Genomic DNA, 24,777 nt, shown 5'->3' on the forward strand with positions numbered 1-24,777 from the left:
CGCGTCAGGAGGACGGGGCCTGGTCCGTCGTGTCACCCCCGGTGCCGTCCCCGGGCGGAGGCGGAGGCGGCGGCTGCTGCGACGTCCCGGTGTCCGAGGTGGGCGGCTCCGACGACGTCCCGGTGTCCGAGGTGGGCGGTTCCTCACTCGTGGGCGGCTCCGTCGAGGTCGTGTCGGCGGGCGACGTCGGTGTGGTGACGCTCACGGACGGGGAGGGCTTGTCGGGCTTCTCGGTCTTGCGGTCCTTCTCGCCCGTGTCGCCCTTGTGGCGCTCGAACCACTCGCCGTCGGGCTCGCACATGACGAAGACGTCGACCGGCTTGGGGGCGGGCGTGACCGCGACGACGTTCGACTGCTTGTACCCCGGCCACGCGTCGCCCGTCGTCTTCGGCGCGCTCTGCTGGGCGACCGGCGCGGACAGCGGGTTGCCGCACGCGCAGCGCACGCGGGGCATGCCGCGGTCGTCGACGAGAACGGCCGTGCCGGCCTGGAGGACGGCCTGGTAACCGGTCGCGCGGCCGTTGCTGTAGCCGTGGTTGGTCACGCGCGTGTCGATGCGCAGCACCACGGGCGTGAGCGAGCGCAGGTAGGCGGGCACGTCGGGCGGGTCGACGCGGGCGACGGAGGCGAACGCCCGCTGCTTGTCCGGAGCCCCCTCGAAGTACGTGATCTGCTTCTCCACGTCACAGCTGGCGACGTTGCGGGTGCCGCCGTACAGGCCGGGCGCTCCGCCCTGGACGCCCCGGACGGCGTTCTGCGTGGCCAGTTCAGTGGGCGAGGGCGAGACCGGTGAGGCCGAGCTCTCCTTCGCCGTGGACTCGGTGAACGGGTCCGGCCCGGTGTCGGCCGCGGGCTGCAGGAAGACCTCGCCCTCGGACGTGCCGGTACCGCCGTCGGACGCGCCGGTGCCGCCGCCGTCGGGCCGGGTGAGCACCACGGCCAGGATCACGGCGGCCACGACGGCGGTGGCGATCAGCGCCACGCGAGGTACCGACCCCCACCAGGGGCGGCGCGGCTCCGGTGCCTGTCCTCCCCCGCTCGGCGGCTCGGAGGGCGGCCCGCCTCCCGACGGTGGCTGGGAGGGGCCCGACAGCGGGCCCGAGGGAGGTCCTGTGGGGCGGCCGGACGACGGCGGTTCGACGCTCACGAACTCTTCTTCCCGCGTGGGTTCTCTGCGGCCTTCTCACACCCGGGGCGATTAGTCCCGGTGTATGCCGCTTTTTCACGACGGATTCATTGTGTGCCCCGGCCCCGTACGGCTCGCAAGCCGACGCGGACGGACCTCCCGGCGGGCGTCCGGCGCGGGTGCTGCTTAGCGTGGCAGCGTGAGTTCGCGCACCTCCTCCGGCCAGGCACGTACCTCCGGCGAGCGGACCGTGGCCCGCCACGGCTGGGCGCATGCCCTCGTCACGGTGGTCGGCGGGCTGCTCGCCATGGCGGTGGTGTCCGCGCTGGGCCTGTGGGCGGCCGGGGCGGCGGACCTCCCGGACGGCGCGTTCGCACCGGTCGTCGCGGCGACCGTGGTCACCGCCGTCGGGGGCACCGTGAAGCTCTCCGGAAGCGCAGGGGACCTCGCCGACACGCAGGCGGGCCTTACCGTCATCCCGCTGTCCGTCACGCTCACCGGGGCGCTGGTGATCGCCTGGGGCTTCCTGCGGCCCCTGCGGCACCGCGCGGTCGCCGGTACGGCGGAGCTGGCCGGCTGGGCCGCCAGGATCGCGGCGCTGTGGCTGCTCGCGCTGATCGGTCTGACCCTCGCCGCCCGCCACACCTTCGCCATCTCCCTCGGGAACGACGCGCTGGGCGAACTGGGCGAACTGTTCGGCGCCTCTCCGAAGATCGGTTTCACCACCGACGTTCCACTGTCCGTGTTCGTCGGCATGGTGTGGCTGGCCGGTGTGCTGGTGCTGGCCCTGCTGGTATCGCGCGGCGCCCCGTTGCCGGCCGGGCTGCTGCGCTTCCAGACGTCGGTGCGACCGGCCGGCTACGCGATGGTCGCGCTGCTGCTCGCCTACGTCGTCATCGGCGTCGTCGTCGCCCTGGTGGTCGCGGCGACGCGCGGGCACGCGGCGGAGACCTTCGCCGTGATCCTGCTCGGCATGCCCAACCTCGTGTGGCTCGCGCTGACGATCGGACTCGGCGCCACCTGGAACGGCCGGGTGGAGGGGCCGTTCGGGCTGCCGATGCCGCATGTGCTCGACGAGGTGCTGCGCACCCCGGACATCTCCGAGCTGAACCTGCGCACGCTCTCCGAGCACGACGGCAGGGTGTGGTGGCTGCTGGTCGTCGACGTGGTGCTGCTGCTCGCGGCCGCGTTCGTGATGGCGGCCCGGTCGCCGGCCCGGATACGGGCCTGGCAGCACGCCGTGCACATGGCGGTGGCGCTCCTGCTCACGGTGTTCATGATCTGCCTGGTCGGGCGCATCTCCGCGCACTACGGCCTGTCCGTGCTCGGCATCGGCGACCTGGGCGGCGGCCTCGCGGGCGAGCTGTTCCTCAGACCCCGGCTGTGGGGAGCCGTGGGCCTGGCGATCCCGTGGGGGCTGGTGACCGGGTTCGCCGGGGCGCTGCTGGCGCGGCACGTGCGGCGGCGGGGTGAGGTGCGCGCCGAGTCGGCGGGCTGACGCCGGGCACACCGGCCGCCCCGCGGCGCTGTTCTACGTCCGTTCCACGAAGACCGGTTCGGCCCAGCGTGGGGGCGGCTTCGGCGCCTCCTCCCCCGGCGGCCGGCCCATCCGGGCGGGGGCGGGCCCGGCGCCGGCTCCGCCACCGGCCGTGGCGGCGCGCAGCGCGGCGACGAAGGTGAGGCAGGAGGGGTAGCGGTCGTCGGGGTTCTTGGCGAGGGCCTTGGCGAACACCGGGTCCATCCGGGGTGGGAGGCCGGGGCGGGACTCGGTCAGCGGCGGCGGGTCGTCGTACTGGTGAGCCCACAGCAGGGCCATGTCGTCGTCCCGGAGGAAGGGCGGGTGGCCGGCGAGGATCTCGAAGACGACACAGGCGAAGCCGTACACGTCGCAGCGGGCGTCGACGGGCTTGCCGGAGATCTGCTCGGGGGCGACGTAGTCGAGCGTGCCGACGAACTGGCCGACCGTGGTGAAGCCGGTCAGCGACAGCGACTTCTTGGTCAGGCCGAAGTCGGTGAGGTAGACGTGCTCGGGGTGGTCGCTGTCGGTGCCGCGGGAGACCAGGATGTTGCCGGGCTTGACGTCCCGGTGCACCAGGCCGTGCTCGTGGGCGGCGTCGAGCGCGGAGGCGACCTGGGCGGCGACGCGTACGGCGGTGGCGGGCGGCAACGGGCCCTCCCGGTCCAGGAGATGACGCAGGTCACTGCCGGCGACGAACCGCATCGCGATGTACAGCACACCATCCGTCTCGCCCGCCTCGAAGACCGGCACGATGTGCGGGTGGTCGATCGCGGCGGCGGCCCGGGACTCGTGGGTGAAGCGGCGCCGGAACGTGTCGTTGCGGGCGAGCTCCGGGGCGAGCAGCTTGAGCGCGACGGTGCGCTCCAGACGCAGGTCCCTGGCCCGGTAGACCACGGCCATGCCGCCGCGCCCGATCTCCTGCTCGATCCGGTACCCGGCGATCTGCTGCCCGACCAGCTCGGAGGGCCGCCCCGAGAACAGACTCGTCTCGCGGCTCAACGGACGTCACCCTCGGGCGACACGATCCGGGTGGGCTCTGACTCCACGACCCGTGTGGGCGGCGCCTCGCCGGGCCCGGCGGCCTCCTCCGAAGCCGACTCGCGGTCCCCCTCGGGGGACACGACCCCTGTGCGCTCGGGCGCCTCAGGTGACACCACCCGTGTGGGCTCGGGAACCTCAGGAGACACGAACCGCGTCGGCTCGGTCGCCTCACGAGGTGGCTCGGTAACCTCCGGTGACACCACCCGCGTCGGCTCCGGCGCCTCACGAGGCGCGGGCCGCGGTGGTGCGGCCCGGGTGGGCGGTGTCTCGGTCGGCGGGGTCGGCCGGCCCGGCTGCTGCTCCCGGGGCGTCTCCTCGATGGCGTCCGCCGGCACGACCCGCGTCGGCGTGCGCGCCGGGGCCGGGGGCTCGGCCGGGCGGGGTTCCGGGTCGGACCGCGGCGTCTCGTCCGTCGCGTACGTGGTCGCCCGGGTGCCTTCGGCGTACACCCAGTGCCCGTGCGCGGCGTCGTAGAGCCACACGGACTCGCCGTCGACGACGACGCCGATCCGCAGCCCGCGGGTGCGGACGTGGAAGGACTCCCGGTCCGCACCGGCCGCGAGGTCCTCGACCGCGGACCGGTAGCGCGCCAGGGCCTCCTGCGCCCGGCCCAGCAGCGGACGCGGATCGGCGCTGCGGGTGAGCGGTCCGTCCGCGGCGGGCGGATCCTGCGGTACGGGGACCAGGCGGCGGCCGTCGACCCACGCCGACCAGCCGTTGAAGCACAGCACGTGCCCCCAGTCGCCCTGCCGCTCCAGCAGCTGCACCGGCAGCAGGGGGTCCAGGTCCACCGTGGGCCGGGACGGGTCGGGGGCCTCCCAGGCCGGCATCCCGTTCTGCGGGACGACGTGCGTGGGGCGGAATCCAGGAGTCGTCACAGGCGCTGCCTACTTCCGCATCACGGCCGGTTCGTGCCGGCGCAGCAGCCGGGAGACCAGGAAGCCGAAGAGCGCCGACAGCACGAGCAGCATCCCGACGTCCAGCAGCCACGTGCCCGCCGAATGCTCGAAGAGCGGGTCCTTCGTCAGGTCGTCCGGCACGATCCGGGCCAGCCCGACGGTGCCGGCCATCGCGGCCAGCGCCCAGCGCGCCGGGACCAGCCAGCCGAGTTGTTCGAGCCCGGGCACTCCGTCCAGCTTCAGCAGGGCACCGCAGAAGACGACCTGGACGATGGCGATGAGCACGAGCAGCGGCATCGTCACCTCCTCCTTGCGCACCAGCGCGGAGATGAACAGGCCGAGCATCATGGCCGTGAACGCCAGCAGGGCGACGGCGACCGCGATTTCCACCAGGGGCGGCATCAGCACGCCTTCGCCGCCGGGTGCGTTGAGGTCCACGCCGAGCAGGGCGACCAGGGTCAGCACCACCGCCTGGAGCACGGTGATGACGCCCAGGACGACGACCTTGGACATCAGGTACGCCGATCTGGACAGGCCCACCGCCCGCTCCCGCTGGTAGATCACCCGTTCCTTGACGAGTTCCCGCACGGCGTTGGCGGCCCCGGTGAGCACCGCGCCGACACACAGGATGAGCAGGGCGTTCATCGCCGTGTCGAGCGTGAGTCTGCCGCCCGCCAGGGCGCGCGCCATCACGCCCATCACGAACGGCAGGGCGATCATGATGATCAGGAAGGTGCGGTCGGCGCTGAGCGCGGCCGCGTACCGCCGCACCAGCGTGCCGAGCTGGGCGGCCCGGCTGCGCGGCCGGGGCGGCGCGGTGATGACGACGGGTCCGGACCGGGGCTGCCGGGGCTGGGCGGTGGCGTCGGCGACGTACCGGCCGTGGAAGGGCGAGGCTGTGTAGTCCCCGGCCCAGTCCCGGTCCGCGTCCCGGTCGAAGGCCTCGAAGGCCTCCGGCCACTGCTCGAAACCGAAGTACGGCAGGGCGTCCTCGGGAGGCCCGTAGTAGGCGATCCTCCCGCCGGGTGCGAGCACGAGGAGCCGGTCGCACACGTCGAGGCTGAGCACGCTGTGGGTGACCACGATGACGGTCCGGCCGTCGTCGGCGAGGCCGCGCAGCATGTGCATCACCGAGCGGTCCATGCCGGGATCGAGTCCGGAGGTGGGCTCGTCGAGGAACAGCAGCGACGGCTTCGTCAGCAGCTCCAGAGCCACGCTGACGCGCTTGCGCTGGCCCCCGGACAGGCTGTGCACGGGCTGCTCGGCGCGCTGTTCCAGGCCCAGTTCGCGGATCACCTCGTCGACCCGGGCGCGCCGTTCGGCCTTGGCGGTGTCCTGCGGGAAGCGCAGTTCGGCGGCGTAGGAGAGGGCTTTGCGGACGGTCAGCTGGGCGTGCAGGATGTCGTCCTGCGGGACGAGGCCGATGCGCTGGCGCAGCTCGGCGTAGTCGCGGTAGAGGTCGCGGCCGTCGTAGAGGACGGTGCCGTGGCCGGCGGGCCGCTGGCCGGTGAGGGCGTTGAGGAGCGTGGACTTCCCGGCGCCGCTCGGGCCGACGACGGCGAGCAGGCACTTCTCCCCCACCGGGAACGACACGTGGTCGAGCAGCGCCTTGCGGCCCCGGTCGACGGTCACCACGAGGTCCTGCACGTCGAGCGAGACCTCACCGGTGTCGACGTACTCCTGGAGCTGGTCGCCGACGAGGCAGAACGCCGAGTGGCCTATGCCGACGATGTCACCCTGCCCGACCGGGGCGCTGGTGACGCGGCTGCCGTTGAGGTACGTGCCGTTGTGGCTGCCGAGGTCGGTGATCTCGTACGTGCCGTCGGGCAGGGCGCGCAGCTCGGCGTGCCGGCGGGAGACCACCAGGTCGTCGATGACCAGGTCGTTGTCGGTCGCGCGGCCGATGCGGACGGTGCGGGCGGGCAGCGGCCGTACGGTCGTGGGCTGCCGGTAGGTGCTCGTCATGGCCGGCATGGAGACGGCGGAGGGGCGTTCCGGGGCCGGTGCGGGGTGGCCCTTCACGACCACGCGCGGTCCGTCGGCCGGGTTGCCGAAGCGGATGACACTGCCGGGGCCGACGTCCCACTCGTGGATGCGGCGGCCGTCCGCGTAGGTGCCGTTGGTGCTGTTCTCGTCCTCGATGGTCCAGTGCCCGTGGTCGGGTCTGAGTACCGCGTGGTGCCAGGAGACCCGGTCGTCGTCGATGACGATGTCGCTCGACGGGTCGCGCCCGACGTGGTAATCGCGGCCCGGAACCATCACGGTAAAGCCCGTCTCGGTCTCCAGGACGAGCTCGGGTGTCACCGACGACCGCGCCATGACCAAGATTCTACCGATTTGCCTGATGTATGACTCGGCGAGCCGCTCAAGCCACGGGTACATCCAGGGAGGGGGCCGTCCGCTGCATCCGCAGGGCGTCCACGGACTCCGCGAGCAGTTCGTACTCGGTGGTGTCGTCGCTGGTGGCGATGCGTACCAGCCGTCCGGCCGCCAACTCCTCGGCGACCCGCTCCTGCCGGTCGGGGTCGGCGCACCAGGCGCGCAGTTGGGTGGGCACGTCGGGCACGGTCTCGGCGACCGGCACGAGCGCGCCCGGCGGTAAGTGCTCGGCGTCGGGCTGGGGGTCGAGACGCTGGGCGATCCAGGAGGCGCGGTCGCGCAGCCACCACAGGGCGAGGGCGAGGGTGGGCGCCCGGTAGGTGCCCAGCGGGACCCCGATGCGGCGGCCGTCGCAGACCCCGTACGCCGTGACATGGCACAGAAACTCGTCGTGCACGTGCCCCTCCCCCGTTGCCCTGCCCGCCTGCCGGCCCGGCCTCGCCTGTCGTGCGGCTCGCGTGCTGTGCGTGAGGGCGCCGTCGCTGGATGTGAAAGCGCTCTCGCTGGTCAGTATGTTCACTACTGAAACACTGTCACCATGTCTTTCCGGCCAGTCTCTTGGCATATTCACACCCCGAGTTGGCCGAAACGCGGCGGGCGGTCGCCGGGGGGCATGACTCCGGAGGTAATCGACGGTCCCGCCGGGCGCGGGCAGGGTGGTCCGTGCCGGTTCGCCGCGAGCGGTGATCCGGGGTCTGACCAGCAGACACGACCTTTCGGAGGCCGATCGCCCATGTCCGCACCCGCCCACCGTTACGAGGACGCCGTCGCCCGCTACTTCGAGGCCTGGAACGCCGAGGACCCGGCGGCCCGGGCGAAGGCGGTCGCCGCCGCCTGGACCGAGGACGGCGGCTACACCGACCCGCTGGCCGACGTGCAGGGCCACGATCAGATCGCCGCGTTGATCGCGGCGGCCCGCGAGCAGTTCCCGGGGTTCGTGTTCCGGCTCGCCGGCGCCGTCGACGGGCACCACCACACCGCGCGCTTCTCGTGGGAGCTGGTGAGCGAGACCGACGGCTCGGCGCCGGTGGCCGGGTCGGATGTGATCACGCTGGACGGGCAGGGCCGGATCAGGACCGTGCTCGGCTTCCTCGACCGGGTGCCCGCCGGGGCGTGAGACCGGCTCCGGCGATGAGTTCTCCGGTGTCCGGCGGTCTGTGTGAGGGAGAGGCCGCCGAGCACCGGAGGACATCATGGCCACGACCGGAGAACTGGACGCGGAGTTCACCGCGGTCCTGCGCAAGAGCCCGGCCGAGGGCGGCTGGACCTACCTGGTCTGGCCGCGGTCGGCCGAGTTCTTCGGCACCCGCGGCCTGGTCAAGGTCCGCGGGACGATCGACGGGCACCCGTTCCGCAGCTCGTTCATGGCACTGGGCGACGGCACGCACAAGCTGCCCGTGAAGGCCGACGTCCGCAAGGCCATCGGCAAGAAGGAGGGCGACACGGTGACGGTGCGCCTGGAGGAGCGGATCGGCTCCTAGGACCCAGGGCCTTCCCGGGGGGCCGCCGCCCCCTCGGGAAGGCGGGGGCGGCTACTGCTTGACGACCGCGTCGATACGGGCCAGCTCGTCCGCGTCGAAGTCCAGGTTGCCAATGGCTCCGACGCTGTCCTCCAGCTGCTGCGGGCTGCTCGCGCCGACCAGCGCGGAGGTCACCCGGCCACCGCGCAGCACCCAGGCCAGTGCCATCTGGGCCAGCGTCTGGCCACGCGACTTGGCGATGTCGTTCAGGTCGCGCAGCCGGCCCACCAGCTCCTCGGTGACCGCGTCGGAGTTCAGGAAGGGGCTGTCGCTCGCGGCCCGGGAGCCCTCGGGGATGCCGTCGAGGTAGCGGGCGGAGAGCAGGCCCTGCTCCAGCGGGGAGAAGACGATGGAGCCGACCTGGAGCTCGTCGAGGGCGTCCAGCAGGCCCTCGTCCTCGGGGCGGCGGTCCAGCATCGAGTAGCGCGGCTGGTGGATCAGGAGCGGGGTGCCCAGCTCGCCCAGGATGCGGGCGGCCTCGCGGGTCTGCTCCGCGGAGTAGTTGGAGATGCCGACGTACAGCGCCTTGCCCTGCTGCACCGCCGAGTGCAGCGCGCCCATCGTCTCCTCCAGCGGAGTCTCCGGGTCGGGGCGGTGCGAGTAGAAGATGTCGACGTAGTCCAGGCCCATCCGCGTAAGGCTCTGGTCCAGGGACGACAGCACGTACTTGCGCGAGCCCCACTCGCCGTACGGGCCCGGCCACATCAGATAGCCGGCCTTGGTGGAGATGACCAGCTCGTCGCGGTAGGCCGCGAAGTCCGACTTCAGGAACTCGCCCAGCGCGGACTCGGCGGCACCGGGCGGCGGGCCGTAGTTGTTGGCGAGGTCGAAGTGGGTGACGCCGAGGTCGAAGGCGCGGCGCAGGATGGCTCGCTGCGTCTCGACCGGCCGGTCCGGGCCGAAGTTGTGCCACAGGCCGAGCGAGAGCGCGGGGAGCTTCAGGCCGCTGCGTCCGGTGCGCCGGTAGGGCATGTCCGCGTAGCGGTCGGGGTGTGCGGTGTACAACGCGACTCCAGAGGGGTTGGCACGGTCGGGAAGAAACCGGTGTCCACTCTGTCGTGACCTGCGCCCATGCGTCCAACAGAAGAATCCGATGGAATTCAGCGGTTACGCTTCTCAGTCATGGAACTGCGCCACTTGCAGCACTTCGTCGCGGTCGCCGAGGACCAGCACTTCACGCGGGCGGCGGAACGACTCCTGGTGTCCCAGTCGGGCCTGTCCGCCTCGATCCGGGCGCTGGAGCGGGAGCTCCAGACGCCGCTGTTCGTGCGCACGACCCGCCGCGTGACGCTGACCCCGGCCGGGCGGGCGCTGCTCGGCGAGGCGGAGCGGATCCTGGCGCAGGTGCGCGCCGCCCACGAGGCGGTGGCGGCGGTGCAGGGCGTACTGCGCGGCATGCTCGCGCTCGGCAGTGAGCAGTGCATCGCCGGGGTGCATGTCGCGGGGCTGCTCGCCACCTTCCGGCACCGGCATCCGGACGTGGAGATCTGCCTGCGGCAGGCCGGGTCGGGCGCGCTGGCGGAGGAGGTCGCGGCCGGGCGGCTCGACCTGGCGTTCGCCGTGCGGACGCAGGCCGACAGCGACCAGCTGCGGTCGGTGCCGCTGAGCAGCGAGCCGATGACGCTGCTGTGCCATTCCAGCCACCGGCTCGCCGCCGCCGGTGCGGCCGTCACGCCGGAGGAACTGGGCGGGGAGGTGTTCGTCGACTTCCACCCGGACTGGGGTCCGCGCCGCACCACCGACACGGTGTTCGCCGCCGCCGGCGTACGGCGGACCGTGGCCCTGGAGGTGAACGACGTGCACACCCTGCTCGACCTGGTCGACGAGAACCTCGGCGTCGCCGTCGTGCCGCGGCACTTCGCGCACAAGCGCGCCTCCCTGACCGCACTGCCGGTGAAGGGAACGGGCGAGGCGGTCTACGAGACGGTGGCCCTGCTGCCGCCCCGGCAGGCCACCAGCCCGGCCGCCCGGGCGCTGATGGCGCTGCTGGAGGCCACGGGCACGTCGACGGGGAGCACGAGCACGTCGACGGGGGCCACGGGCGGGTCGCCCGGGGCCACACGAGCGACACCGGGGGCCGCGAGGACCTCGCCCGAGGCCACAGGCGTGACACCGGAGACCATGGGCGCGTAAGGCGCACAGCACAGGCCGTCACACCGGAGATCACGAGCGCGCAAGCGCAGACCACAGCCGCGACACCGGAGACCACCGGCGTGTGAACCGGGGCGCACGGGGCGCGGCGATGCGCGATGGTGGAGACATGCATGCGAAGGACATCCTCATCGACGGCTACAACCGCATCCGGGAAGAAGTCCACGCCACCGTCGAGGGCCTCGGGCCCGACGAACTGAGCGCCCGCCCCTCCCCCGACACCAACTCCATCGCCTGGCTGGTCTGGCACCTCACCCGTGTCCAGGACGACCACGTCGCCGACGCCTTCGACCTCGACCAGGTGTGGCTGTCCCAGGACTGGGAGAAGCGCTTCGGCCTCGGTCTGCCCCGGCACGACACGGGCTACGGCCACAGTCCGGCCAAGGTCGCCAAGGTCCGGGTCGACTCCGGCGAGCTGCTGACCGGCTACTACGACGCCGTGCACGACCAGACCCTCGAAGCCCTGCGCGGTCTGGCGGCCAAGGAGCTGGAGCGCGTCGTCGACGAGCGCTGGGACCCGCCGGTCACCCTGGGCGTCCGGCTGGTCAGCGTCCTGTCCGACGATCTCCAGCACATCGGACAGGCCGCCTACCTCAGGGGACTGCTTCAGAGCGCGGCCTCGTAACCGGGCAGGACCACGTCCCGGATCAGCGCGTTCCGCTCGTCGAACGGGAGGAACGCGCTCTTCAGGGCGTTCACCGTGACCGTGCGCAGGTCCTCGACGGTCCAGCCCGCCTGCTCGACCAGCAGGGACATCTCGCGGGTCATCGTGGTGCCCGACACGAGCCGGTTGTCGGTGTTCAGGGTGACGCGGAAGCCGAGGTCCTTCAGGGCGGTGATCGGATGCTCGGCGATGGAGGTCGCGGCGCCGGTCTGGAGGTTGGAGGTCGGGCACATCTCCAGGGCGACACGCCGGTCGCGCACCCAGCCCGCGAGACGGCCGAGCTTGCCCGACGCGAGGTCGGGGATGTCGTCGGTGATGCGCACGCCGTGCCCGATGCGCTGGGCGCCGCACACCTGAAGGGCCTGGTGGATGCTGGGCAGGCCGTGCGCCTCCCCGGCGTGGATGGTGAACGGCACGTTCTCGCGGCGCAGGTGCTCGAAGGCCGCGAGGTGGTCGGCGGGCGGGAAGCCGTCCTCGGCGCCGGCGATGTCGAAGCCGACGACACCGGCGTCCCGGAACGCCACGACCAGATCCGCGATCTCCCGGCTGCGGTCGAACATCCGCATCCCGCACAGCAGCGTCCCGACCCGCACGGGCGTCCCGGCGGCCGCTGCCTTGGCCATACCGGCCGCGAGCCCCTCCTGCACCGTCTCGACGACCTCGGGCAGGGTCAGTCCGCCCCTGACCATCAGCTCCGGCGCGTAGCGCACCTCGCCGTAGACGACACCGTCCGCGGCGAGGTCGAGCACGTACTCCTCGGCGGTGCGCAACAGGCCCTCCCGGGTCTGCATGACGGCGAGGGTGTGCTCGAAGGTGGCTATGTAGCGCACCAGGTCGCCGGAGTTGGCGGCCTCGTAGTACCAGGCGGCGAGTTCGGCGGCGTCGGTGGTGGGCAGCGTGTGGCCGACCGCGTCCGCGAGCTCCACCACGGTCGAGGGGCGCAGGCCGCCGTCGAGGTGGTCGTGCAGCACGGCCTTGGGCAGCCGGCGGAGGGTGTCGGTGTCGGTGTCGATACGGGGCGCGGTCATGTGCGTGTTCCTCGGCAGTGCGTGTTGCGGTCGGCGGCGGGCGGTGTCAAAGGGCGGCGGGCTGGAGCAGGTCCCAGCGGTTGCCGTACAGGTCCTGGAAGACGGCGACGGTTCCGTACGGCTCGTGCCGCGGCTCCTCCAGGAACGTCACGCCGGCGGCGGTCATGCGGGCGTGGTCCCGGGCGAAGTCGTCGGTGTGCAAGAAGAACCCGACCCGGCCGCCGGTCTGGTCCCCGACCCGGTCGGCCTGCGCCGCCCCCTCGGCACGGGCGAGCAGCAGACCGCTGCCCGTTCCCGAGGTCCCGGGTTCGACGACGACCCAGCGCGACCCGTCGGGCCGGGGAGTGTCCTCGGCGAGCCGGAACCCGAGGGCCTCGGTGTAGAAGCGGATCGCCTCGTCGTAGTCGTCGACGACGAGGGTGACCAGGGCGATACGTCGCATCAGGACCTTCCGGAGCGTGTGGTTGACGGGAGAGGTTATACGTAACACCCATGGGATGCAAAACCCCCCTCGACGCTCGGAGGACCTAGGTCTCCGGCCTACGACGCCGGCCCGAGGTGGTCCGCTCTGCCACGCGCTAGCGTCCCGGCCATGAAGATCAGCGAGCCGCCCCGCACCCCCGCGCAGCGCAAGGCCGACCTCCTGAACCGTATGGAGCGGGAGATCGACATCTGGGTCGCCACGGCGGACACCGAGGGCGTGCCGTGCCTGGTCCCGCTCTGGTTCGTGTGGCACGACGAGGCGGTGTGGCTGTGCACACGGCTGACCAATCCCACGGGCCGCAATCTGCGGGATGGCCGGCGGGCCCGGCTGGCCCTCGGTGACACCCGGGACGTCGTGCTCGTCGACGGTGAGGTGGAGACCTTCACGATCCCCGAGGTGCCGTCGGCGGCGGCCGAGGCCTTCCGTGTGAAGACCGGCTGGGATCCGCGCGGGGACCACGCGTCCTACGCGTTCTTCCGGGTGCGGCCGCGCGCGGCGCAGGCGTGGTGCGAGCAGCACGAGCTGCCGCGCCGGCACCTCATGCGGGACGGGGCCTGGGTGGTCTGACCGGTCAACCGGCCGCCGGGCGCGGCGTGTTCAGCCGGTCCAGTTCCCCGTCGGTGAGGCGGATCGCGCCCGCCGCCACATTCTCCACGAGGTGGCCGGGGTTGCCGGTGCCGGGTATGGCGAGCACATGGGCGCCTTGGTGCAGGGTCCAGGCGATGCGGATCTGCGCGGGGCTCGCGCCATGGGCACGGGCCACGGCTCGCACCGCCTCGTCGTGGGCGGTGGTGGCGCCGTGCTCGCCGCCCTCGCCGGCGACGGCGTAGAACGGCACGAACGCGATGCCCTGTTCGCCGCAGGTCCGCAGCAGTTCGTCGGTGGCGGGGTCGGGGCGGTCGAGGGCGTACCGGTTCTGCACGCAGACCACGGGGGCGATGGCCTGCGCCTCGGCGAGGTGGCGGGGCGTGACGTTGGAGATGCCCAGGTGCCGGATCAGGCCTGCCTCGCGCAGTTCCGCGAGGGCCCCGAAGTGCTCGGCGATCGAGTCGTACTTCGGCATCCGGCGCAGATTGACCACGTCGAGGTGATCGCGGCCGAGCTGGCGCAGGTTCTCCTCCACGTGCCCGCGCAGGTCCTCGGGGCGGGCCGAGGTGCCCCACTGCCCGTCATAGGTCCGGTGGGGGCCCACCTTGGTGACGATGACCAGGTCGTCGGGGTACGGCGCCAGCGCGCTGTTGATGAGCTCGTTGGCGGAGCGCAGCGACGAGAAGTAGAAGGCGGCCGTGTCGATGTGGTTCACACCGAGGTCGATCGCCTTGCGCAGGACGGCGATCGACCGGTCGCGGTCACTCGGGGTGCCGAGATGGAAGGCGGCACTGCCCGTCAGCCGCATCGCGCCGAAGCCGAGGCGGTGGACGGGCAGGTCGCCGAGTTTCCAGGTGCCCGCGGCGTCCGCGGTGATCGTCTGTGAGCTCATCGACGGAGTCTCACACACGCCTCGCCGTCAGCAGTAGAGGTTCCCGCCGGGTGACGTGCCGAGGATCTGCGTGAACCGCTGGTAGTTGGTCACGCGGCTCTGCACCTGCGCCGGGTTCTTGCCGTCGCACTCCAGGGAGCCGTTGATGCTGCGGATCGTCTGGCCGAATCCGGCGCCGTTCACCATGGCGTTGTGCGGGGTCATGGTGCCGGGACCGGTCTGGGTGTTCCAGTACCACAGGGCCGTCTTCCAGGCGACGGCCGCGTCGTTCTGGACCAGCCAGGGGTTGTTCAGCAGATCGATGCCGAGCGCGTCGCCCGCGGCCTTGTAGTTGAAGTTCCAGCTCAGCTGGATCGGGCCGCGCCCGTAGTAGGCGGCCTGGCCGGCCGGGCAGCCGTAGGGGCGGCTCCAGTCGCAGTAGTGCGGGTAGTTGGCGGTGTTCTGCTCCACCACGTGCACCAGGCCGCCGGTCTCGTGGCTGACGTTGGCGAGGAAGGCGGCGGCCTCCTGCTTCTTCACCGTGTCGCTGCCGGTGTTGGCGAAGCCGGGGTAGGCGCTCAGGGCCGCCGTCAGCCCGCTGTAGGTGTAGAAGGGATTCCGGTTCGGGAACATCTGGTTGAACTGCGCCTCGGTCACGACGAATCGGGCGGCCGGCGTGCCCGGACCGCTGTCGCAGGCGTACGGCTCCCAGTACCAGGTGCTGATGGTCGGGTCGTAACCCGGGTTGGCGTGCTCGGCCACGTACGCCTTGCCGTCGGTGTAGCGGACGATGTCGCCGGCGGCGTAGGACCTGCCCGCCACCCAGTCGGGATAACTGGAGCACGCGGCGGCGGAGGCGCTGGCGGCCGGCAGGAGTACCGGTGCGGTGCCCGCGAGGGCGAGGGTGGCCAGGACGGCGGAGACACGACGTCTCGTCATGGGATCAACTCCTTTGCGGAGCACGGCCGCACCCGTCGAGGGCAGGGCGAAGCAGAGCCTTCACCGCACGCACCGGAGGACCGGTCACGGCGTGGGCGCGGCCGTGGTGGGGGGTTGCGGAGGCACACTCAACCGCGTTGGTCTGTACCAGTCAAGGGTGTAGACCAGTCATGCTCACACGCGTGCCGACTCCGCCAGCGTCGCGGCCAGCCGGACCAGCAGGGACCGCAGCAGTTCGTCGTCGTCCTCGCCGAGCGCGGGCCAGCCGGCGCGCACCGCGTGGTCGAGCCGCTGCCCGTACTCCCGGCCGCGGGGGGTGAGGTGGGCGAGGACGCGGCGGCGATCGAAGGGGTCGACCCTACGGTGCACGAGGTTCTGGTCGACGAGCTGGTCGACCAGCTTGGTCAGCGTCGGAGGCGGCAGAAACGCGGCCTCCGCGATCGCCGTCATATGGTGCCCCTCGCCGTCCGACAGCAGCACCAGCACCCGCCACGCGTCGAGCGAGCAGCCCTCCTTCTCCAGCACGGCCTGCAACCGCCGCGCCGCCAGCCGCTCGGCCCGCGTCAGCAGTTGCACCAGGTCGTCGGGCCGCCGCGGGACAGGGGTGGGCATCTTGCTCCTAGTTCGACAAGAGGTGCGTCCATCCTAGGAGACGCACTGGAGTTCGTCCGGCGGAGCCGGAATCATGACGCCATGGTCCGGCACGATCTCCCCGCGCCCGAGTGGTTCACGGCCGACGACTCCGTCCTCGGCGTGGCGCTCGTGTTCCCCTTGCAGGGGCCGGCCGGGATCTTCGGGCCCGCCTGTGAGCTGTGCGCGCGGCTGGCGGCCGAGGAGGTCAACCGGGACGGCGGCGTACTCGGCAGGGAGCTCCGGCTGGTGCCGGTCGACGGCTCGAAAACGCCCCGCGAGGTCGCCGGCCATGTCGAGGCGCTGGTGGACCTGGGTGTCGTGCAGGGCGTCACGGGCTGGCACATCTCCTCGGTGCGCCAGGCGCTGGCGCCGCGGATCGCGCACCGCGTCCCGTACGTGTACACCGCGCTGTACGAGGGCGGTGAGGACACGGCGGGCGTGTTCCTGACGAGCGAGACGCCGCGGGACCAACTGCGGCCCGCCATGGACCTGCTGGCGCACGAGCGCGGGGTGCGGCGGTGGTTCGTCGTCGGCAACGACTACGTGTGGCCGCGGCGTACGGCACGGGCGGCCCGCGGGTACGCGCACGCGTCCGGCGGGTCCGTCACCGGCGAGGTCTACCTCCCGCTCGGCACCGACGATTTCGAGCCGGTGCTGCGCCGCATCGAGCGCTCGGACGCCGACGGGGTGCTGATGCTGCTCGTCGGCAGCGACGCGGTGCGCTTCAACCGGGCGTTCGCGGCGCACGGCCTGCACGCGCGCTGTCTGCGGCTGAGCACGCTGATGGACGAGAACATGCTGATGGCGAGCGGCCCGGCGGCAACCGAGGACCTCTACAGCACGGCCGGGTTCTTCGCCTCGCTGGCCAACCGGGACACCCTCGACTTCCACGGGCAGTACGCGGCCCGGTACGGCGTCGAGGCGCCCGCCCTCGGCAGCCTCGGCGAGTCCTGCTACGAGGGCGTGCTGTTGCTGGCCGCGCTGCTGAAGCGCGCCGGGACGCTGAACGTGTCGGCGATCGGGGCGGCGGCGGGCGCGGTGTCGTACGAGGGCCCGCGCGGCCTGCTGCACCTGCGGGACAGTCATGTGCGCCAGCGCATCTACCTGGCCCGCGCCGACGGCCTCGACTTCGACATACTGACGGAACTGGGCCCGCGCGGGGCGCGCAGCTGACGGGGCCGGGCGAACGACACGCCCCGGGAGCGGCATCCCGCGTCGCGCGACCGGGAGAATCTGTCCCATGAGCTCCACGCCCCTCGCCTCCCCGCCCCACCCCCTCGTCACCAGCGCCCGGCGACTCGCGCGCGATCTCCTCGTCCCGCACGCCGAGCGCGTCGACCAGGAGGAGGTGCCGGCGAGCCACATCGAGGCGGTGAGGCGGTCGGGGCTGCTCGGGCTGGGCGCGCCGGAGGAGTACGGCGGGGCGGACGCGCCCGTCGCCGTGGCACGGGAGATCGCGGAGATCCTGGCCGGGGCGTGCTGCTCCACATGGTTCGTGCAGACACAGCACCACACACCGGTGAAGCTGCTCGCCACATACGACTCGCCGGTCCGGGAGAGGCTGCTGCGCCCGCTGGCGACCGGCGAGTCGCTGGCCGGCATCGCGTTCGCCCACGTCCGTGCCTTTCCCCGCGTGCCCGTGCGGGCGATGGCCGAGCGGGGCGGCTGGCGCTTCGAGGGCACGGTGCCCTGGTACACGGGCTGGGGCCTGAACGACGTGATGCTGCTGGCCGGTGTGACGGACACGGCCGAGGTGGTGTTCGTCGTCGCCGAGGCCCGCGCACAGCCGGGGATGCGTCCGTCGGCGCCGATGCGGCTCGCGGCCCTCACCGCAGCCCGTACGGTCCCTGGAGCTGGACGGCCTGTGGGTGCCGGAGGAAGCCGTGGTGCTGCGCGTCTCACAGGAGCGGTTCGCCCTGGTCGACCTGCCCAGGGCCGCCAACACCAGTCCGGCCGTGTTCGGGGTGGCGAGCGCGGCACTGGACCTGGTGGCGGACGCCCCGGACGGCCAGGAGCCGGCCCGGGTGCTGCGGGCCCGGCTCGACGAGGTCAGGCGAGAGGCCTACGCCCTGGCCGACCACCCGGTCCCGCACGAATGCGTCCCGGAACTGCTGGCGGTGAAGACAAGGGCGTACGACGTGCTGCGGGCGGCCACGACCGCGGCGATCGTGGCCGGGGGCGGCCGGTCCATGGCCCTGGGCAGCAAGGCGCAACGGCTGGCGCGCGAGGGGATGTTTCTGCTGGTGCAGGCCCAGACGGCCGAGGCACGCCGGACGCACCTCGGCGCGCTGGCGTCCGGCTAGCCGAGCCGGGGCAGCGCCGACGGCTTGTCCGTGCGGGACGGGGCCCTGCCGCAGAACTCCGCTTCGATCACGTTGATGTAGAGCGACGGGTCCGGGAGCCAGTCACCGTTGATGTTGAACGTCAGCTGGTGCTTCCCGTCCTGTGTGCCGACCATCGCGGACAGGGAGCCGTTCGTCCGGCCGCTCTTGCCCACGACCTTCACGCCGCAGGACAGCTGCGCGGACTCGACCCCGAGTCCGTACCCGAGCCCGCCCCCCGCGGGCACCTCGTCGAGCATCTTCTCCATCTGCTCCGGGGGCAGCAACTCGCCCTTGATCAGGGCCCGTTGGAAGCGGTTGAGGTCACCGCTGGTGGAGATCACGTCACCGGCCGCGCCCAGCCAGGTCATGTTCTGCTCGGTGGCATCGTGGATTCGGGCGTCGGGTGCCTCCTGGTGCAGCCGGGAGTAGCCGACGGGGTGGGGTTTCGGCATATGGGGTGAGGTGCCCGGGAACGACGTGCCGCGCAGCTTCAGCGGTCGGACGATGCGGCGGGTGATCTCCTGCGCGTAGGAGCGGCCCGTCGCCTCCTCGATGACCATCCCCGCGATGACGAAGTTGGTGTTCGAGTACACCGGCGTCGTCTCCGGGTCGGGCAGCGGCGGGTACTTCAGCGCGATCGCCACGAGTTCCCCGGGCGTGTGCGTGTCGTACCGGTGCTCCGGAAAGCCGGGCCCTGCGGCGTCGTTGGCGAATGCCGGGTCGTCGGTGTAGTTGGCGATGCCGCTGGTGTGGTTGAGGAGCTGACGCAGAGTGATCTCGTCGCCGTCGTAGCCGTTGCCCTGCACCAGGCCCGGCAGCCATCGCTCGACGGTGTCGTCGAGGCTCAGTCTGCCTTCCGCCTCAAGCTGGAGCAGGACGGTCGCGACGAAGGTCTTGGTGATGCTGGCCCCGCGGAAGTGGTCGCCGGGAGAACGCTCGCGGCCCGTCGCGGTGTCGGCGTGACCGGCCGCCGCGAACCAACTCCGCCTGCCCTCTTGGACCTTGGCGGCCACTCCGGGCAGTCCGCCCTTCTCCACGAGAGCACGCAGTGCGATCCGGGTCGCCTCGTGGTCACGCTGCGGCTGTGCCGCGTGCGCGGACGGGGCGAGTGCCGCCGTCCCGGCGGATAACGCCACGGCCAGGCCGAATGAGACGGTGCGTGAAGCCCGCTGCTTCATGATGTGTGCCTCCCGTTCACCGAGGGGCGGGGCTGCCCCTCGGTGCGGATGACGCCCGACGCGGGCTCCGGGGTTGATCGTCGGGGCGGGGAGGCCGAGGCGCCCTAGCTCGCGAAGGGCGCGAACACGGCGGGTTCGGTGGGTGCGCTGGGTGAGATCGGCTCAGCGGATGCGGCGTGCCGGCCCGAGGGGTGCCGCCACAGTCCTCGTGCGGCGAGGCGCGGCAGGACTCCCTCGCCGAACCAGTACGCCTCTTCCAGGTGGGGGTAGCCGGAGAGGACGAACTCGTCGATACCGAGGGCGTGGTACTCCTTGATCCTCTCGGCGACCTCGTCGTGGCTGCCGACCAGGGCGGTGCCCGCGCCACCTCGTACCAGGCCGATGCCGGCCCACAGGTTGGGGTGGATCTCCAGGCGGTCGCGCCGGCCGCCGTGCAGGGCGAGCATGCGCCGCTGGCCCTCGGACTCGCTGCGGGCCAGCCCCGCCTGCACCGACGCCACGGTCTCCGGGTCGAACCCGTCCAGCAGCCGGTTCGCCTCGGCCCAGGCCTGCTCGGCGGTGTCCCGGGTGATGACGTGCAGCCGGATACCGAAGCGGAGCGTGCGTCCCTCGGCGGCAGCGAGTGAGCGGATCCGGTCGAGCTTCTCGGCGACCTGGGCGGGCGGTTCGCCCCAGGTGAGATAGACATCGGCGTGCCGGGCGGCGATCTCACCGGCGATGGGCGAGGAGCCGCCGAAGTACACCTGGGGAACGGGGTCGGGCACACGAGCGAGCTTCGCGTCCTGCACCCTGAGGTGCTCACCGTGCAGGTCGACCGTACCGCCTTGCCACAACTCCCTTACGACGTGCAGGAATTCTCCGGTCCGACGGTACCGGCTGTCCTTGTCGAGGAAGTCTCCGAAGGCCCGCTGTTCCTGGTTCTCGCCGCCGGTGACGACGTTGAGCAGCAGCCGTCCGCCGGTCTGCCGCTGGAAGGTGGTGGCCATCTGCGCGGCGAGGGTGGGCGAGATCAGCCCCGGCCGGAAGGCGACGAGGAACTTCAGGCGTTCGGTGTGCTGGCTGACCATCGCGGTGGTGAGCCACGCGTCCTCGCACCAGGCGCCGGTGGGGGTGAGGGCACCGGCGAAGCCCACTTCCTCGGCGGCGCGGGCGATCTGGCTCAGGTAGGCGACCGTGGGGGGCCGGTCCCGGCCGGATGCGGTGGCCGGGGTGCCGTGGCCGCCGCCGACGACATGGCGACTGTCGCCGTTGGTGGGCAGGAACCAGTGGAAGGTGAGGGACACGGGGAGTCTCCGATCGATGGGGAACGTCCGGCGGCGGCGGTGAGTGGGTGTCAACCCGCCACGGCCAGCAGCGGGGTGCGGCCGAGCGCCGTGGAGAACTGGTCGACCACCTGGGTGAGCGCCTCGGCGGCGGCCGGTGCGACGCTCAGGGACCCGTCGTCGTGCACGGTGATGTCCTTGTCGAGGGTGAACCAGCCCTGCACGGTGTGCGCCGCACCCATGGAGGTCAGCACCGGGCGCAGGGCGTAGTCGATGGCCAGGACATGGGCGATGCTGCCGCCGGTGGCGAGCGGCAGCACGGTCTTGCCGGTGAGTGCGTACTGCGGGAGCAGGTCCAGCAGTGCCTTGAGGACACCGGAGTAGGACGCCTTGTAGACGGGCGTGCCGATGACGACGCCGTCGGCACGTGCGAACAGGTCGGTGGCCTCGACGATCGCGGGGTGCCGGAAGTCCGCGCCGAGCAGGGCGTCGGCGGGGATGGTGCGGACGTCGAGCGGGATCACGTCATGGCCCTGTGCGGTCAGCCGCTCGTCCAGGTGGCGCAGCAGTCGGCTGGTGCGGGAGGAGGCGGAGGGGCTGCCGGAGACGGACAGGACGGTGGCCATGGGGTCTCTTTCCGGGAGGGGGCGCGAATGCGCGTGGCAGGCCGAATTCGAAGGACGCCGCGTTCAACGGGCGTGACTGAGCGCCGAATTCAGGCGTGAGGGAAATGCACCGCGCATGACGTCCGGTCGGCGCGGCGGTGTTCGGCCGACGGCGAATACGGCGGTGGGGAGAAGCGGCGAGCCGGGAGACTCAGGCTGCGGCGCGACAGGAAGCGCTGGAGACGCGTGCGAGGTCGACGTGGCGTCGCCGCGTGAGGTCCAGTCGCATGGTCATGCCATGGATCGTGGCAGCGGGAGACGACGGCCGTCAAGGAAATCGCGGCTCATCTCGCATCCCGGACCATGGTTTTCGGGACTGTGGATTTCGGACGGTGATCTCGGACGGTGGTTCTCGGACTGTTTGATTTCCGGGATTTCGGCCGTCGATGCCGTTCAGTCCTCGTCCGACGGAACCACCACGAGGAAGGCGTCCGACTCCAGGTCCATCACGACGGTGGCGGGCTCGCCCTCGGCGCGGCGGCGTGCCGCGTACTCCTCCGCCGGCCATGATCCGCGCGGAGCTCCCGCCGGGAACCGCTCCAACACCTTCGCGCCGATGGCCGCAGACACGTCCGCTGCCCTCCCCTGTCCCGCGCCGCCTGCCGGCGACGTCGATCGGTCACTGTCGTACACATCCGCTTGCCCCCGATCCCCCCGGACATGTACCGCCCGGTAGAAGTCCACGCCTCTACCAACCTCTACACATAAAGGAAAAATAAGAGCAGAATGGGCTTACGCGGCACTTACCGCATACCTCACCAGCCGCGGTCGCCCTGCAAGACGAAGGAGACGAGTCATGGCCAACGTCTCGCCCACCAGAGGTGACATAACCAGCCACCCTGATGCCTCCGAGATGCGGGATCGGTACGCCCGCGTGCTCGGTGGTCGCGATGTGGCGCTCGTGGACGGACCGGTGTTCCTGCTCGGTCTGTACTGCGCGGCCTCCCCGTGGATAGTCCACTACACGACCAGCCAGCCGCCGCTCGTGACGCACAACCTGATCATGGGTATCGCGATCGGTCTGCTGGCGCTCGGGTTCACTCGCGCTCCGGAGCGCATGTACGGCCTGAGCTGGGCCATGTGCGCACTCGGGGTGTGGATGATCATCTCGCCGTGGGTCGTCGGTGACAGCCCGGACGCCGGCGTCGTGTGGAACAACATCATCATCGGTGCACTGGCCGTGATTCTGGGTCTGGCGTGCGCCGGCACTGCGGCAAAGGCCTCCACGAGGCCCTAGACCCACCGCAGGGAAAACCGAAGGCCGGTCCGCGCCCCGGACCGGCCTCTCCATGTCCGCACCGGAGTGTCCCGTCCGTCAGGGGGCACAAGCACTACAGCGGGGGACCTGAAGAAGAGGGGCGGAGATGGAGATCGACGGCGTCATCAGTGCCATCGTGATCGGCATCGTCATCGGCGTCCTGGGCCGGCTCGTGGTCCCGGGCCGTCAGCGGATCGGAATCCTGTGGACGATCCTCGTCGGCATCATCGCCGCGTTGGTCGGCTCCGCGATCGCCGCCGCGTTCGACGTCGCCGACACCAAGGGTGTCGACTGGGTCGAGTGGCTCATCCAGATCGGCCTCGCCGCGCTCGGCGTCGCCGCACTGGACCGCTCGAAGGCACGCCGCTGACGGCGCAGGACAGCGACCGCGCAGCGACAGCCACAAACGGTTCAGCCCATGCACACGTGCGACACAGAATGACACCCGGCACCCGGCATCAGGGGCTCGCCGACCGCAGCGCGGCGAGCCCCTCGCGGCTGGACGGGTACAGCGGCGTCCAGCCCAGCTCGCGTTCCGCCTTGGCGCAGGACACCACCAGCCGCGAAGACATCACGGTGTGCGCGTACGACATCGGTCTCATCAGCCACAGCGGTACGGTCATCGGCTTCGGCAGTCCGAACGCCCCGGCCACGTTCTCGACGTGGGCGCGGAAGCCGAGCGGGGTGCGGTCGGCGATGTTGTACGCCTGCCCGGGGCGGCCGCGTTCCACCGCCGCGACCACCGCGCGGGCCGCGTCGGTGAGCTCCACCCACGGCAGCACCCGACCGCGGTCGGCGGGCACTGGCAGCTGCCGCCTGCGCAGCAGGGGCAGCAGCGCCTCGGTGCCACCGGGGCCGTAGAAGAGGCCGAAGCGGAGCGCGATGCCCTCCAGCGCCTCCGTCTCGAAGGCCAGCCGCTCCTTCGTCCGCATGGCCGCGATGTGCCGCTCCAGCTGCGGGGTCGTGCCCCGTGGGCCGAAGGGGTCGTCCTCCGTGACCGGGCGGTCGCCGTGGTCCCCGTAGCCGTAGCCGAAGACCATCGACTCCACGACGAAGCGTCGGGCACCGGTGACGCGGGCCGCTTCGACGAGGTGGGCCGTGCCCTCGGTGCGCAGCGCGTCGGTCGCGAACATGTCGCGGTCACGCATGGGGGGCTTGCGCAGGGCGGTCGCGGCGTGGATCACGGTGTCGAAGTGGTGTCCGTCGACGGCGCTCAGCAGCGCGTCGCGGTCCATGAGGTCGGCGCGGACGCCGTTGTCCGGACCCCGCCCGAGTCCGGTGACCTTGTGGCCCGCCTCGGTCAGGGCGCGGGTGACGTGCCGTCCGAGGACGCCGCTCGCGCCGGCGAGGAGGATGCTCTGGTTCTTCTGGATCGTCGTCATGACCGTGCGACGGATCGGACGGGCGCGGATGTGACATCCAGGCGGGGCGGCCTGCTACGGCGTGTAGACGTACGGCGTCGTCGTGGTGAGCGGTGTGAAGCCCAGGCGTTCCAGGATGGGGCGGCTCTGGCTGGAGGCGTCGACCTGGAGGTAGCGGTAGCCGCGTGCCGCGGCGGCGTGAGCGCGGTGGGCCACCAGGGTGCGGTAGATGCCGCGGCCGCGCCAGCCCTCGACGGTGCCGCCGCCCCAGAGGCCGGCGAACCGCGTGCCGGGCACGAGTTCCATGCGGGCCGCGCTCACCGGCTCGTCGCCGGCCATCGCCACGACGGCGACGACGGTGTCCGGGTCATCCGAGAGCCGGGCGAGGAGCTGGTCGCGCAGCCAGGCGCTGTCCGCGCCGAACGCCTTCTCGTGGACGTGGGCCACGAGATCCACGCCCCGCGGATCGGTGACCGGCACGACGCGGACGCCCTCGGGAGGTTCGGCGTCCAGGGAGAGGGTCGCGACCTCGCCGATCATCAGCGTCTCCTCGGATTCGGGCCTGAACCCGGCCGCAAGCAGCCGCTGCCCGAGGTCCGCCGGCCGGTCGTGCCCGTACAGCTTCCACTCGAAGTCGAGGCCGAGCCGGGTGTAGTGGGCGATCTGCTCGGCGATCGCCGCGTCCACCGCCGCCTCGTCGAGGGCGGACCACAGGACGCCGTTCCAGCCCTGCGCGGTGGCGACCTGGCGCACCACGCCGCCGGTCCGCTCGACGCGGACGCCGGGGCCGTCCGGCCGCGCCCCCTCGCGCAGCTCACGGTCGAACAGGGTGAGCAGCGCGGTGTGATCGACATGAGTCATGGGCACACCCCAGCACGCGCCGGGCG

At 71.9% G+C, this 24,777-nt stretch carries 27 protein-coding genes and 1 pseudogene; 10 read left to right on the forward strand and 18 right to left on the reverse strand.

The annotated features are described in order from the left end of the window. Positions 1-4 precede the first annotated feature (4 nt). Entirely contained in the window at positions 5-1,147 is a 1,143-nt protein-coding gene (locus SCNRRL3882_RS02380) for a DUF6777 domain-containing protein (protein ID WP_078602721.1), read from the reverse strand. 178 nt (positions 1,148-1,325) lie between these two features. Between SCNRRL3882_RS02380 and SCNRRL3882_RS02385 the strand changes: the two genes are divergently transcribed. Then, on the forward strand, positions 1,326-2,624 hold the full coding sequence (locus SCNRRL3882_RS02385) for a streptophobe family protein (RefSeq protein WP_010033109.1): 1,299 nt from the start codon (positions 1,326-1,328) through the stop codon (positions 2,622-2,624). Positions 2,625-2,657: 33 nt separating this feature from the next. Here SCNRRL3882_RS02385 and SCNRRL3882_RS02390 read toward each other — a convergent pair whose 3' ends face one another. Genes SCNRRL3882_RS02390 through SCNRRL3882_RS02405 form a run of 4 tightly spaced genes read right to left on the reverse strand, consistent with a single transcriptional unit; the run spans position 2,658 to position 7,361 of the window. Then, positions 2,658-3,644 carry a serine/threonine-protein kinase gene (locus tag SCNRRL3882_RS02390; protein WP_010033102.1) on the reverse strand — a complete coding sequence of 329 codons (987 nt, stop codon included), beginning with the start codon at positions 3,642-3,644 and terminating at the stop codon, positions 2,658-2,660. After that, positions 3,641-4,564 carry a hypothetical protein gene (locus SCNRRL3882_RS42550; RefSeq protein WP_231911091.1) on the reverse strand — a complete coding sequence of 308 codons (924 nt, stop codon included), beginning with the start codon at positions 4,562-4,564 and terminating at the stop codon, positions 3,641-3,643. Before SCNRRL3882_RS42550 ends, SCNRRL3882_RS02390 begins: the two co-directional genes overlap by 4 nt. A gap of 9 nt (positions 4,565-4,573) precedes the next feature. Next, positions 4,574-6,904 (reverse strand): FHA domain-containing protein, encoded by a 2,331-nt coding sequence (locus SCNRRL3882_RS02400; RefSeq protein WP_010033097.1) that lies wholly within the window; start codon positions 6,902-6,904, stop codon positions 4,574-4,576. A 46-nt stretch (positions 6,905-6,950) separates the two neighbouring features. Further along, the gene (locus tag SCNRRL3882_RS02405; protein WP_010033094.1) at positions 6,951-7,361 is read right to left on the reverse strand and encodes a hypothetical protein; all 411 of its coding nucleotides are present in this window, start codon (positions 7,359-7,361) and stop codon (positions 6,951-6,953) included. A 336-nt stretch (positions 7,362-7,697) separates the two neighbouring features. Between SCNRRL3882_RS02405 and SCNRRL3882_RS02410 the strand changes: the two genes are divergently transcribed. Both SCNRRL3882_RS02410 and SCNRRL3882_RS02415 read left to right on the forward strand, forming a co-directional pair. Further along, on the forward strand, positions 7,698-8,081 hold the full coding sequence (locus SCNRRL3882_RS02410; RefSeq protein WP_010033091.1) for a nuclear transport factor 2 family protein: 384 nt from the start codon (positions 7,698-7,700) through the stop codon (positions 8,079-8,081). A 76-nt stretch (positions 8,082-8,157) separates the two neighbouring features. Further along, positions 8,158-8,445, forward strand: a complete 288-nt coding sequence (locus SCNRRL3882_RS02415; RefSeq protein ID WP_010033089.1) for a DUF1905 domain-containing protein — start codon at positions 8,158-8,160, stop codon at positions 8,443-8,445. Positions 8,446-8,496: 51 nt separating this feature from the next. On the opposite strand, the gene mgrA is transcribed toward SCNRRL3882_RS02415, so the two are convergent. Then, entirely contained in the window at positions 8,497-9,489 is a 993-nt protein-coding gene (gene mgrA / locus SCNRRL3882_RS02420; protein ID WP_010033087.1) for an L-glyceraldehyde 3-phosphate reductase, read from the reverse strand. A 117-nt stretch (positions 9,490-9,606) separates the two neighbouring features. On the opposite strand from mgrA, the gene SCNRRL3882_RS02425 reads away from it, so the two are divergent. Both SCNRRL3882_RS02425 and SCNRRL3882_RS02430 read left to right on the forward strand, forming a co-directional pair. After that, positions 9,607-10,617, forward strand: a complete 1,011-nt coding sequence (locus SCNRRL3882_RS02425) for a LysR family transcriptional regulator (RefSeq protein ID WP_010033085.1) — start codon at positions 9,607-9,609, stop codon at positions 10,615-10,617. Positions 10,618-10,744: 127 nt separating this feature from the next. Then, the gene (locus SCNRRL3882_RS02430) at positions 10,745-11,260 is read left to right on the forward strand and encodes a mycothiol transferase (protein WP_010033084.1); all 516 of its coding nucleotides are present in this window, start codon (positions 10,745-10,747) and stop codon (positions 11,258-11,260) included. Here SCNRRL3882_RS02430 and SCNRRL3882_RS02435 read toward each other — a convergent pair. Both SCNRRL3882_RS02435 and SCNRRL3882_RS02440 read right to left on the reverse strand, forming a co-directional pair. Then, on the reverse strand, positions 11,242-12,327 hold the full coding sequence (locus tag SCNRRL3882_RS02435) for an adenosine deaminase (protein ID WP_010033082.1): 1,086 nt from the start codon (positions 12,325-12,327) through the stop codon (positions 11,242-11,244). The two genes, SCNRRL3882_RS02430 and SCNRRL3882_RS02435, sit on opposite strands and share 19 nt — an antisense overlap. Positions 12,328-12,373: 46 nt before the next feature. Next, positions 12,374-12,769, reverse strand: coding sequence for a VOC family protein (locus SCNRRL3882_RS02440; RefSeq protein ID WP_010033080.1), 396 nt, complete (start codon positions 12,767-12,769; stop codon positions 12,374-12,376). Positions 12,770-12,919: 150 nt separating this feature from the next. Here SCNRRL3882_RS02440 and SCNRRL3882_RS02445 point away from each other — a divergent pair, with 150 nt between their 5' ends. After that, the gene (locus SCNRRL3882_RS02445; protein ID WP_010033079.1) at positions 12,920-13,378 is read left to right on the forward strand and encodes a pyridoxamine 5'-phosphate oxidase family protein; all 459 of its coding nucleotides are present in this window, start codon (positions 12,920-12,922) and stop codon (positions 13,376-13,378) included. A gap of 4 nt (positions 13,379-13,382) precedes the next feature. Here SCNRRL3882_RS02445 and SCNRRL3882_RS02450 read toward each other — a convergent pair whose 3' ends face one another. From SCNRRL3882_RS02450 to SCNRRL3882_RS02460, 3 genes are all read right to left on the reverse strand, one after another. After that, positions 13,383-14,291 carry an oxidoreductase gene (locus tag SCNRRL3882_RS02450; protein ID WP_010033078.1) on the reverse strand — a complete coding sequence of 303 codons (909 nt, stop codon included), beginning with the start codon at positions 14,289-14,291 and terminating at the stop codon, positions 13,383-13,385. 27 nt (positions 14,292-14,318) lie between these two features. Further along, the gene (locus SCNRRL3882_RS02455) at positions 14,319-15,209 is read right to left on the reverse strand and encodes a glycoside hydrolase family 19 protein (protein ID WP_010033076.1); all 891 of its coding nucleotides are present in this window, start codon (positions 15,207-15,209) and stop codon (positions 14,319-14,321) included. A gap of 174 nt (positions 15,210-15,383) precedes the next feature. Next, positions 15,384-15,821 carry a MarR family winged helix-turn-helix transcriptional regulator gene (locus SCNRRL3882_RS02460; RefSeq protein WP_010033074.1) on the reverse strand — a complete coding sequence of 146 codons (438 nt, stop codon included), beginning with the start codon at positions 15,819-15,821 and terminating at the stop codon, positions 15,384-15,386. A gap of 81 nt (positions 15,822-15,902) precedes the next feature. Here SCNRRL3882_RS02460 and SCNRRL3882_RS02465 point away from each other — a divergent pair, with 81 nt between their 5' ends. Together SCNRRL3882_RS02465 and SCNRRL3882_RS02470 are read left to right on the forward strand one after the other, a co-directional pair. Further along, positions 15,903-17,015: a substrate-binding domain-containing protein gene (locus SCNRRL3882_RS02465; RefSeq protein ID WP_010033073.1), complete on the forward strand. Its 1,113-nt coding sequence runs from the start codon at positions 15,903-15,905 to the stop codon at positions 17,013-17,015. 67 nt (positions 17,016-17,082) lie between these two features. Then, positions 17,083-18,145, forward strand: a pseudogene (locus tag SCNRRL3882_RS02470) (acyl-CoA dehydrogenase family protein). Here the strand turns inward: SCNRRL3882_RS02470 and SCNRRL3882_RS02475 are convergent. From SCNRRL3882_RS02475 to SCNRRL3882_RS41035, 5 genes are all read right to left on the reverse strand, one after another. After that, positions 18,142-19,344: a serine hydrolase domain-containing protein gene (locus tag SCNRRL3882_RS02475; RefSeq protein ID WP_010033071.1), complete on the reverse strand. Its 1,203-nt coding sequence runs from the start codon at positions 19,342-19,344 to the stop codon at positions 18,142-18,144. The pseudogene SCNRRL3882_RS02470 and the gene SCNRRL3882_RS02475 sit on opposite strands and share 4 nt — an antisense overlap. A gap of 104 nt (positions 19,345-19,448) precedes the next feature. After that, positions 19,449-20,627: an LLM class flavin-dependent oxidoreductase gene (locus tag SCNRRL3882_RS02480; protein WP_010033068.1), complete on the reverse strand. Its 1,179-nt coding sequence runs from the start codon at positions 20,625-20,627 to the stop codon at positions 19,449-19,451. A gap of 50 nt (positions 20,628-20,677) precedes the next feature. Next, positions 20,678-21,232, reverse strand: coding sequence for an NADPH-dependent FMN reductase (ssuE, locus tag SCNRRL3882_RS02485; protein ID WP_010033066.1), 555 nt, complete (start codon positions 21,230-21,232; stop codon positions 20,678-20,680). A gap of 190 nt (positions 21,233-21,422) precedes the next feature. Beyond that, positions 21,423-21,506 (reverse strand): putative leader peptide, encoded by an 84-nt coding sequence (locus tag SCNRRL3882_RS42555; RefSeq protein WP_350710819.1) that lies wholly within the window; start codon positions 21,504-21,506, stop codon positions 21,423-21,425. A 158-nt stretch (positions 21,507-21,664) separates the two neighbouring features. Then, positions 21,665-21,841, reverse strand: a complete 177-nt coding sequence (locus tag SCNRRL3882_RS41035) for a hypothetical protein (protein WP_010033064.1) — start codon at positions 21,839-21,841, stop codon at positions 21,665-21,667. Positions 21,842-22,067: 226 nt separating this feature from the next. Between SCNRRL3882_RS41035 and SCNRRL3882_RS02490 the strand changes: the two genes are divergently transcribed. Together SCNRRL3882_RS02490 and SCNRRL3882_RS02495 are read left to right on the forward strand one after the other, a co-directional pair. Beyond that, the gene (locus SCNRRL3882_RS02490; RefSeq protein WP_010033062.1) at positions 22,068-22,508 is read left to right on the forward strand and encodes an SPW repeat protein; all 441 of its coding nucleotides are present in this window, start codon (positions 22,068-22,070) and stop codon (positions 22,506-22,508) included. 127 nt (positions 22,509-22,635) lie between these two features. Beyond that, complete coding sequence (locus tag SCNRRL3882_RS02495) at positions 22,636-22,899, forward strand: GlsB/YeaQ/YmgE family stress response membrane protein (RefSeq protein WP_010033061.1); 264 nt, start codon at positions 22,636-22,638, stop codon at positions 22,897-22,899. An 88-nt stretch (positions 22,900-22,987) separates the two neighbouring features. Here the strand turns inward: SCNRRL3882_RS02495 and SCNRRL3882_RS02500 are convergent, their stop codons facing one another. After that, positions 22,988-23,911 carry an NAD-dependent epimerase/dehydratase family protein gene (locus tag SCNRRL3882_RS02500; RefSeq protein WP_010033060.1) on the reverse strand — a complete coding sequence of 308 codons (924 nt, stop codon included), beginning with the start codon at positions 23,909-23,911 and terminating at the stop codon, positions 22,988-22,990. Between the two features lie 54 nt (positions 23,912-23,965). Next, a complete protein-coding gene (locus SCNRRL3882_RS02505; protein ID WP_010033058.1) occupies positions 23,966-24,751 on the reverse strand; it encodes a GNAT family N-acetyltransferase in 786 nt (261 codons plus the stop codon). Positions 24,752-24,777 lie beyond the last annotated feature (26 nt).

Source organism: Streptomyces chartreusis NRRL 3882, assembly GCF_900236475.1.
In the GTDB taxonomy this organism is placed as follows: Bacteria; Actinomycetota; Actinomycetes; order Streptomycetales; family Streptomycetaceae; genus Streptomyces; species Streptomyces chartreusis_D.

Bases quoted from the DNA above. Each gene is read 5' to 3' on its own strand.
- SCNRRL3882_RS02445 (WP_010033079.1), top strand. From the start codon at position 12,920: ATGAAGATCAGCGAGCCGCCCCGCACCCCCGCGCAGCGCAAGGCCGAC.
- SCNRRL3882_RS02500 (WP_010033060.1), bottom strand. From the start codon at position 23,911: ATGACGACGATCCAGAAGAACCAGAGCATCCTCCTCGCCGGCGCGAGC.
- SCNRRL3882_RS02455 (WP_010033076.1), bottom strand. From the start codon at position 15,209: ATGACGAGACGTCGTGTCTCCGCCGTCCTGGCCACCCTCGCCCTCGCG.
- SCNRRL3882_RS02410 (WP_010033091.1), top strand. From the start codon at position 7,698: ATGTCCGCACCCGCCCACCGTTACGAGGACGCCGTCGCCCGCTACTTC.
- SCNRRL3882_RS02495 (WP_010033061.1), top strand. From the start codon at position 22,636: ATGGAGATCGACGGCGTCATCAGTGCCATCGTGATCGGCATCGTCATC.
- SCNRRL3882_RS02505 (WP_010033058.1), bottom strand. From the start codon at position 24,751: ATGACTCATGTCGATCACACCGCGCTGCTCACCCTGTTCGACCGTGAG.
- SCNRRL3882_RS02430 (WP_010033084.1), top strand. From the start codon at position 10,745: ATGCATGCGAAGGACATCCTCATCGACGGCTACAACCGCATCCGGGAA.
- SCNRRL3882_RS02465 (WP_010033073.1), top strand. From the start codon at position 15,903: ATGGTCCGGCACGATCTCCCCGCGCCCGAGTGGTTCACGGCCGACGAC.
- SCNRRL3882_RS02415 (WP_010033089.1), top strand. From the start codon at position 8,158: ATGGCCACGACCGGAGAACTGGACGCGGAGTTCACCGCGGTCCTGCGC.
- SCNRRL3882_RS02460 (WP_010033074.1), bottom strand. From the start codon at position 15,821: ATGCCCACCCCTGTCCCGCGGCGGCCCGACGACCTGGTGCAACTGCTG.
- SCNRRL3882_RS02475 (WP_010033071.1), bottom strand. From the start codon at position 19,344: ATGAAGCAGCGGGCTTCACGCACCGTCTCATTCGGCCTGGCCGTGGCG.
- SCNRRL3882_RS02435 (WP_010033082.1), bottom strand. From the start codon at position 12,327: ATGACCGCGCCCCGTATCGACACCGACACCGACACCCTCCGCCGGCTG.
- SCNRRL3882_RS42555 (WP_350710819.1), bottom strand. From the start codon at position 21,506: ATGACCATGCGACTGGACCTCACGCGGCGACGCCACGTCGACCTCGCA.
- ssuE (WP_010033066.1), bottom strand. From the start codon at position 21,232: ATGGCCACCGTCCTGTCCGTCTCCGGCAGCCCCTCCGCCTCCTCCCGC.
- SCNRRL3882_RS02440 (WP_010033080.1), bottom strand. From the start codon at position 12,769: ATGCGACGTATCGCCCTGGTCACCCTCGTCGTCGACGACTACGACGAG.
- SCNRRL3882_RS02400 (WP_010033097.1), bottom strand. From the start codon at position 6,904: ATGGCGCGGTCGTCGGTGACACCCGAGCTCGTCCTGGAGACCGAGACG.
- SCNRRL3882_RS02490 (WP_010033062.1), top strand. From the start codon at position 22,068: ATGGCCAACGTCTCGCCCACCAGAGGTGACATAACCAGCCACCCTGAT.
- SCNRRL3882_RS02425 (WP_010033085.1), top strand. From the start codon at position 9,607: ATGGAACTGCGCCACTTGCAGCACTTCGTCGCGGTCGCCGAGGACCAG.
- SCNRRL3882_RS02450 (WP_010033078.1), bottom strand. From the start codon at position 14,291: ATGAGCTCACAGACGATCACCGCGGACGCCGCGGGCACCTGGAAACTC.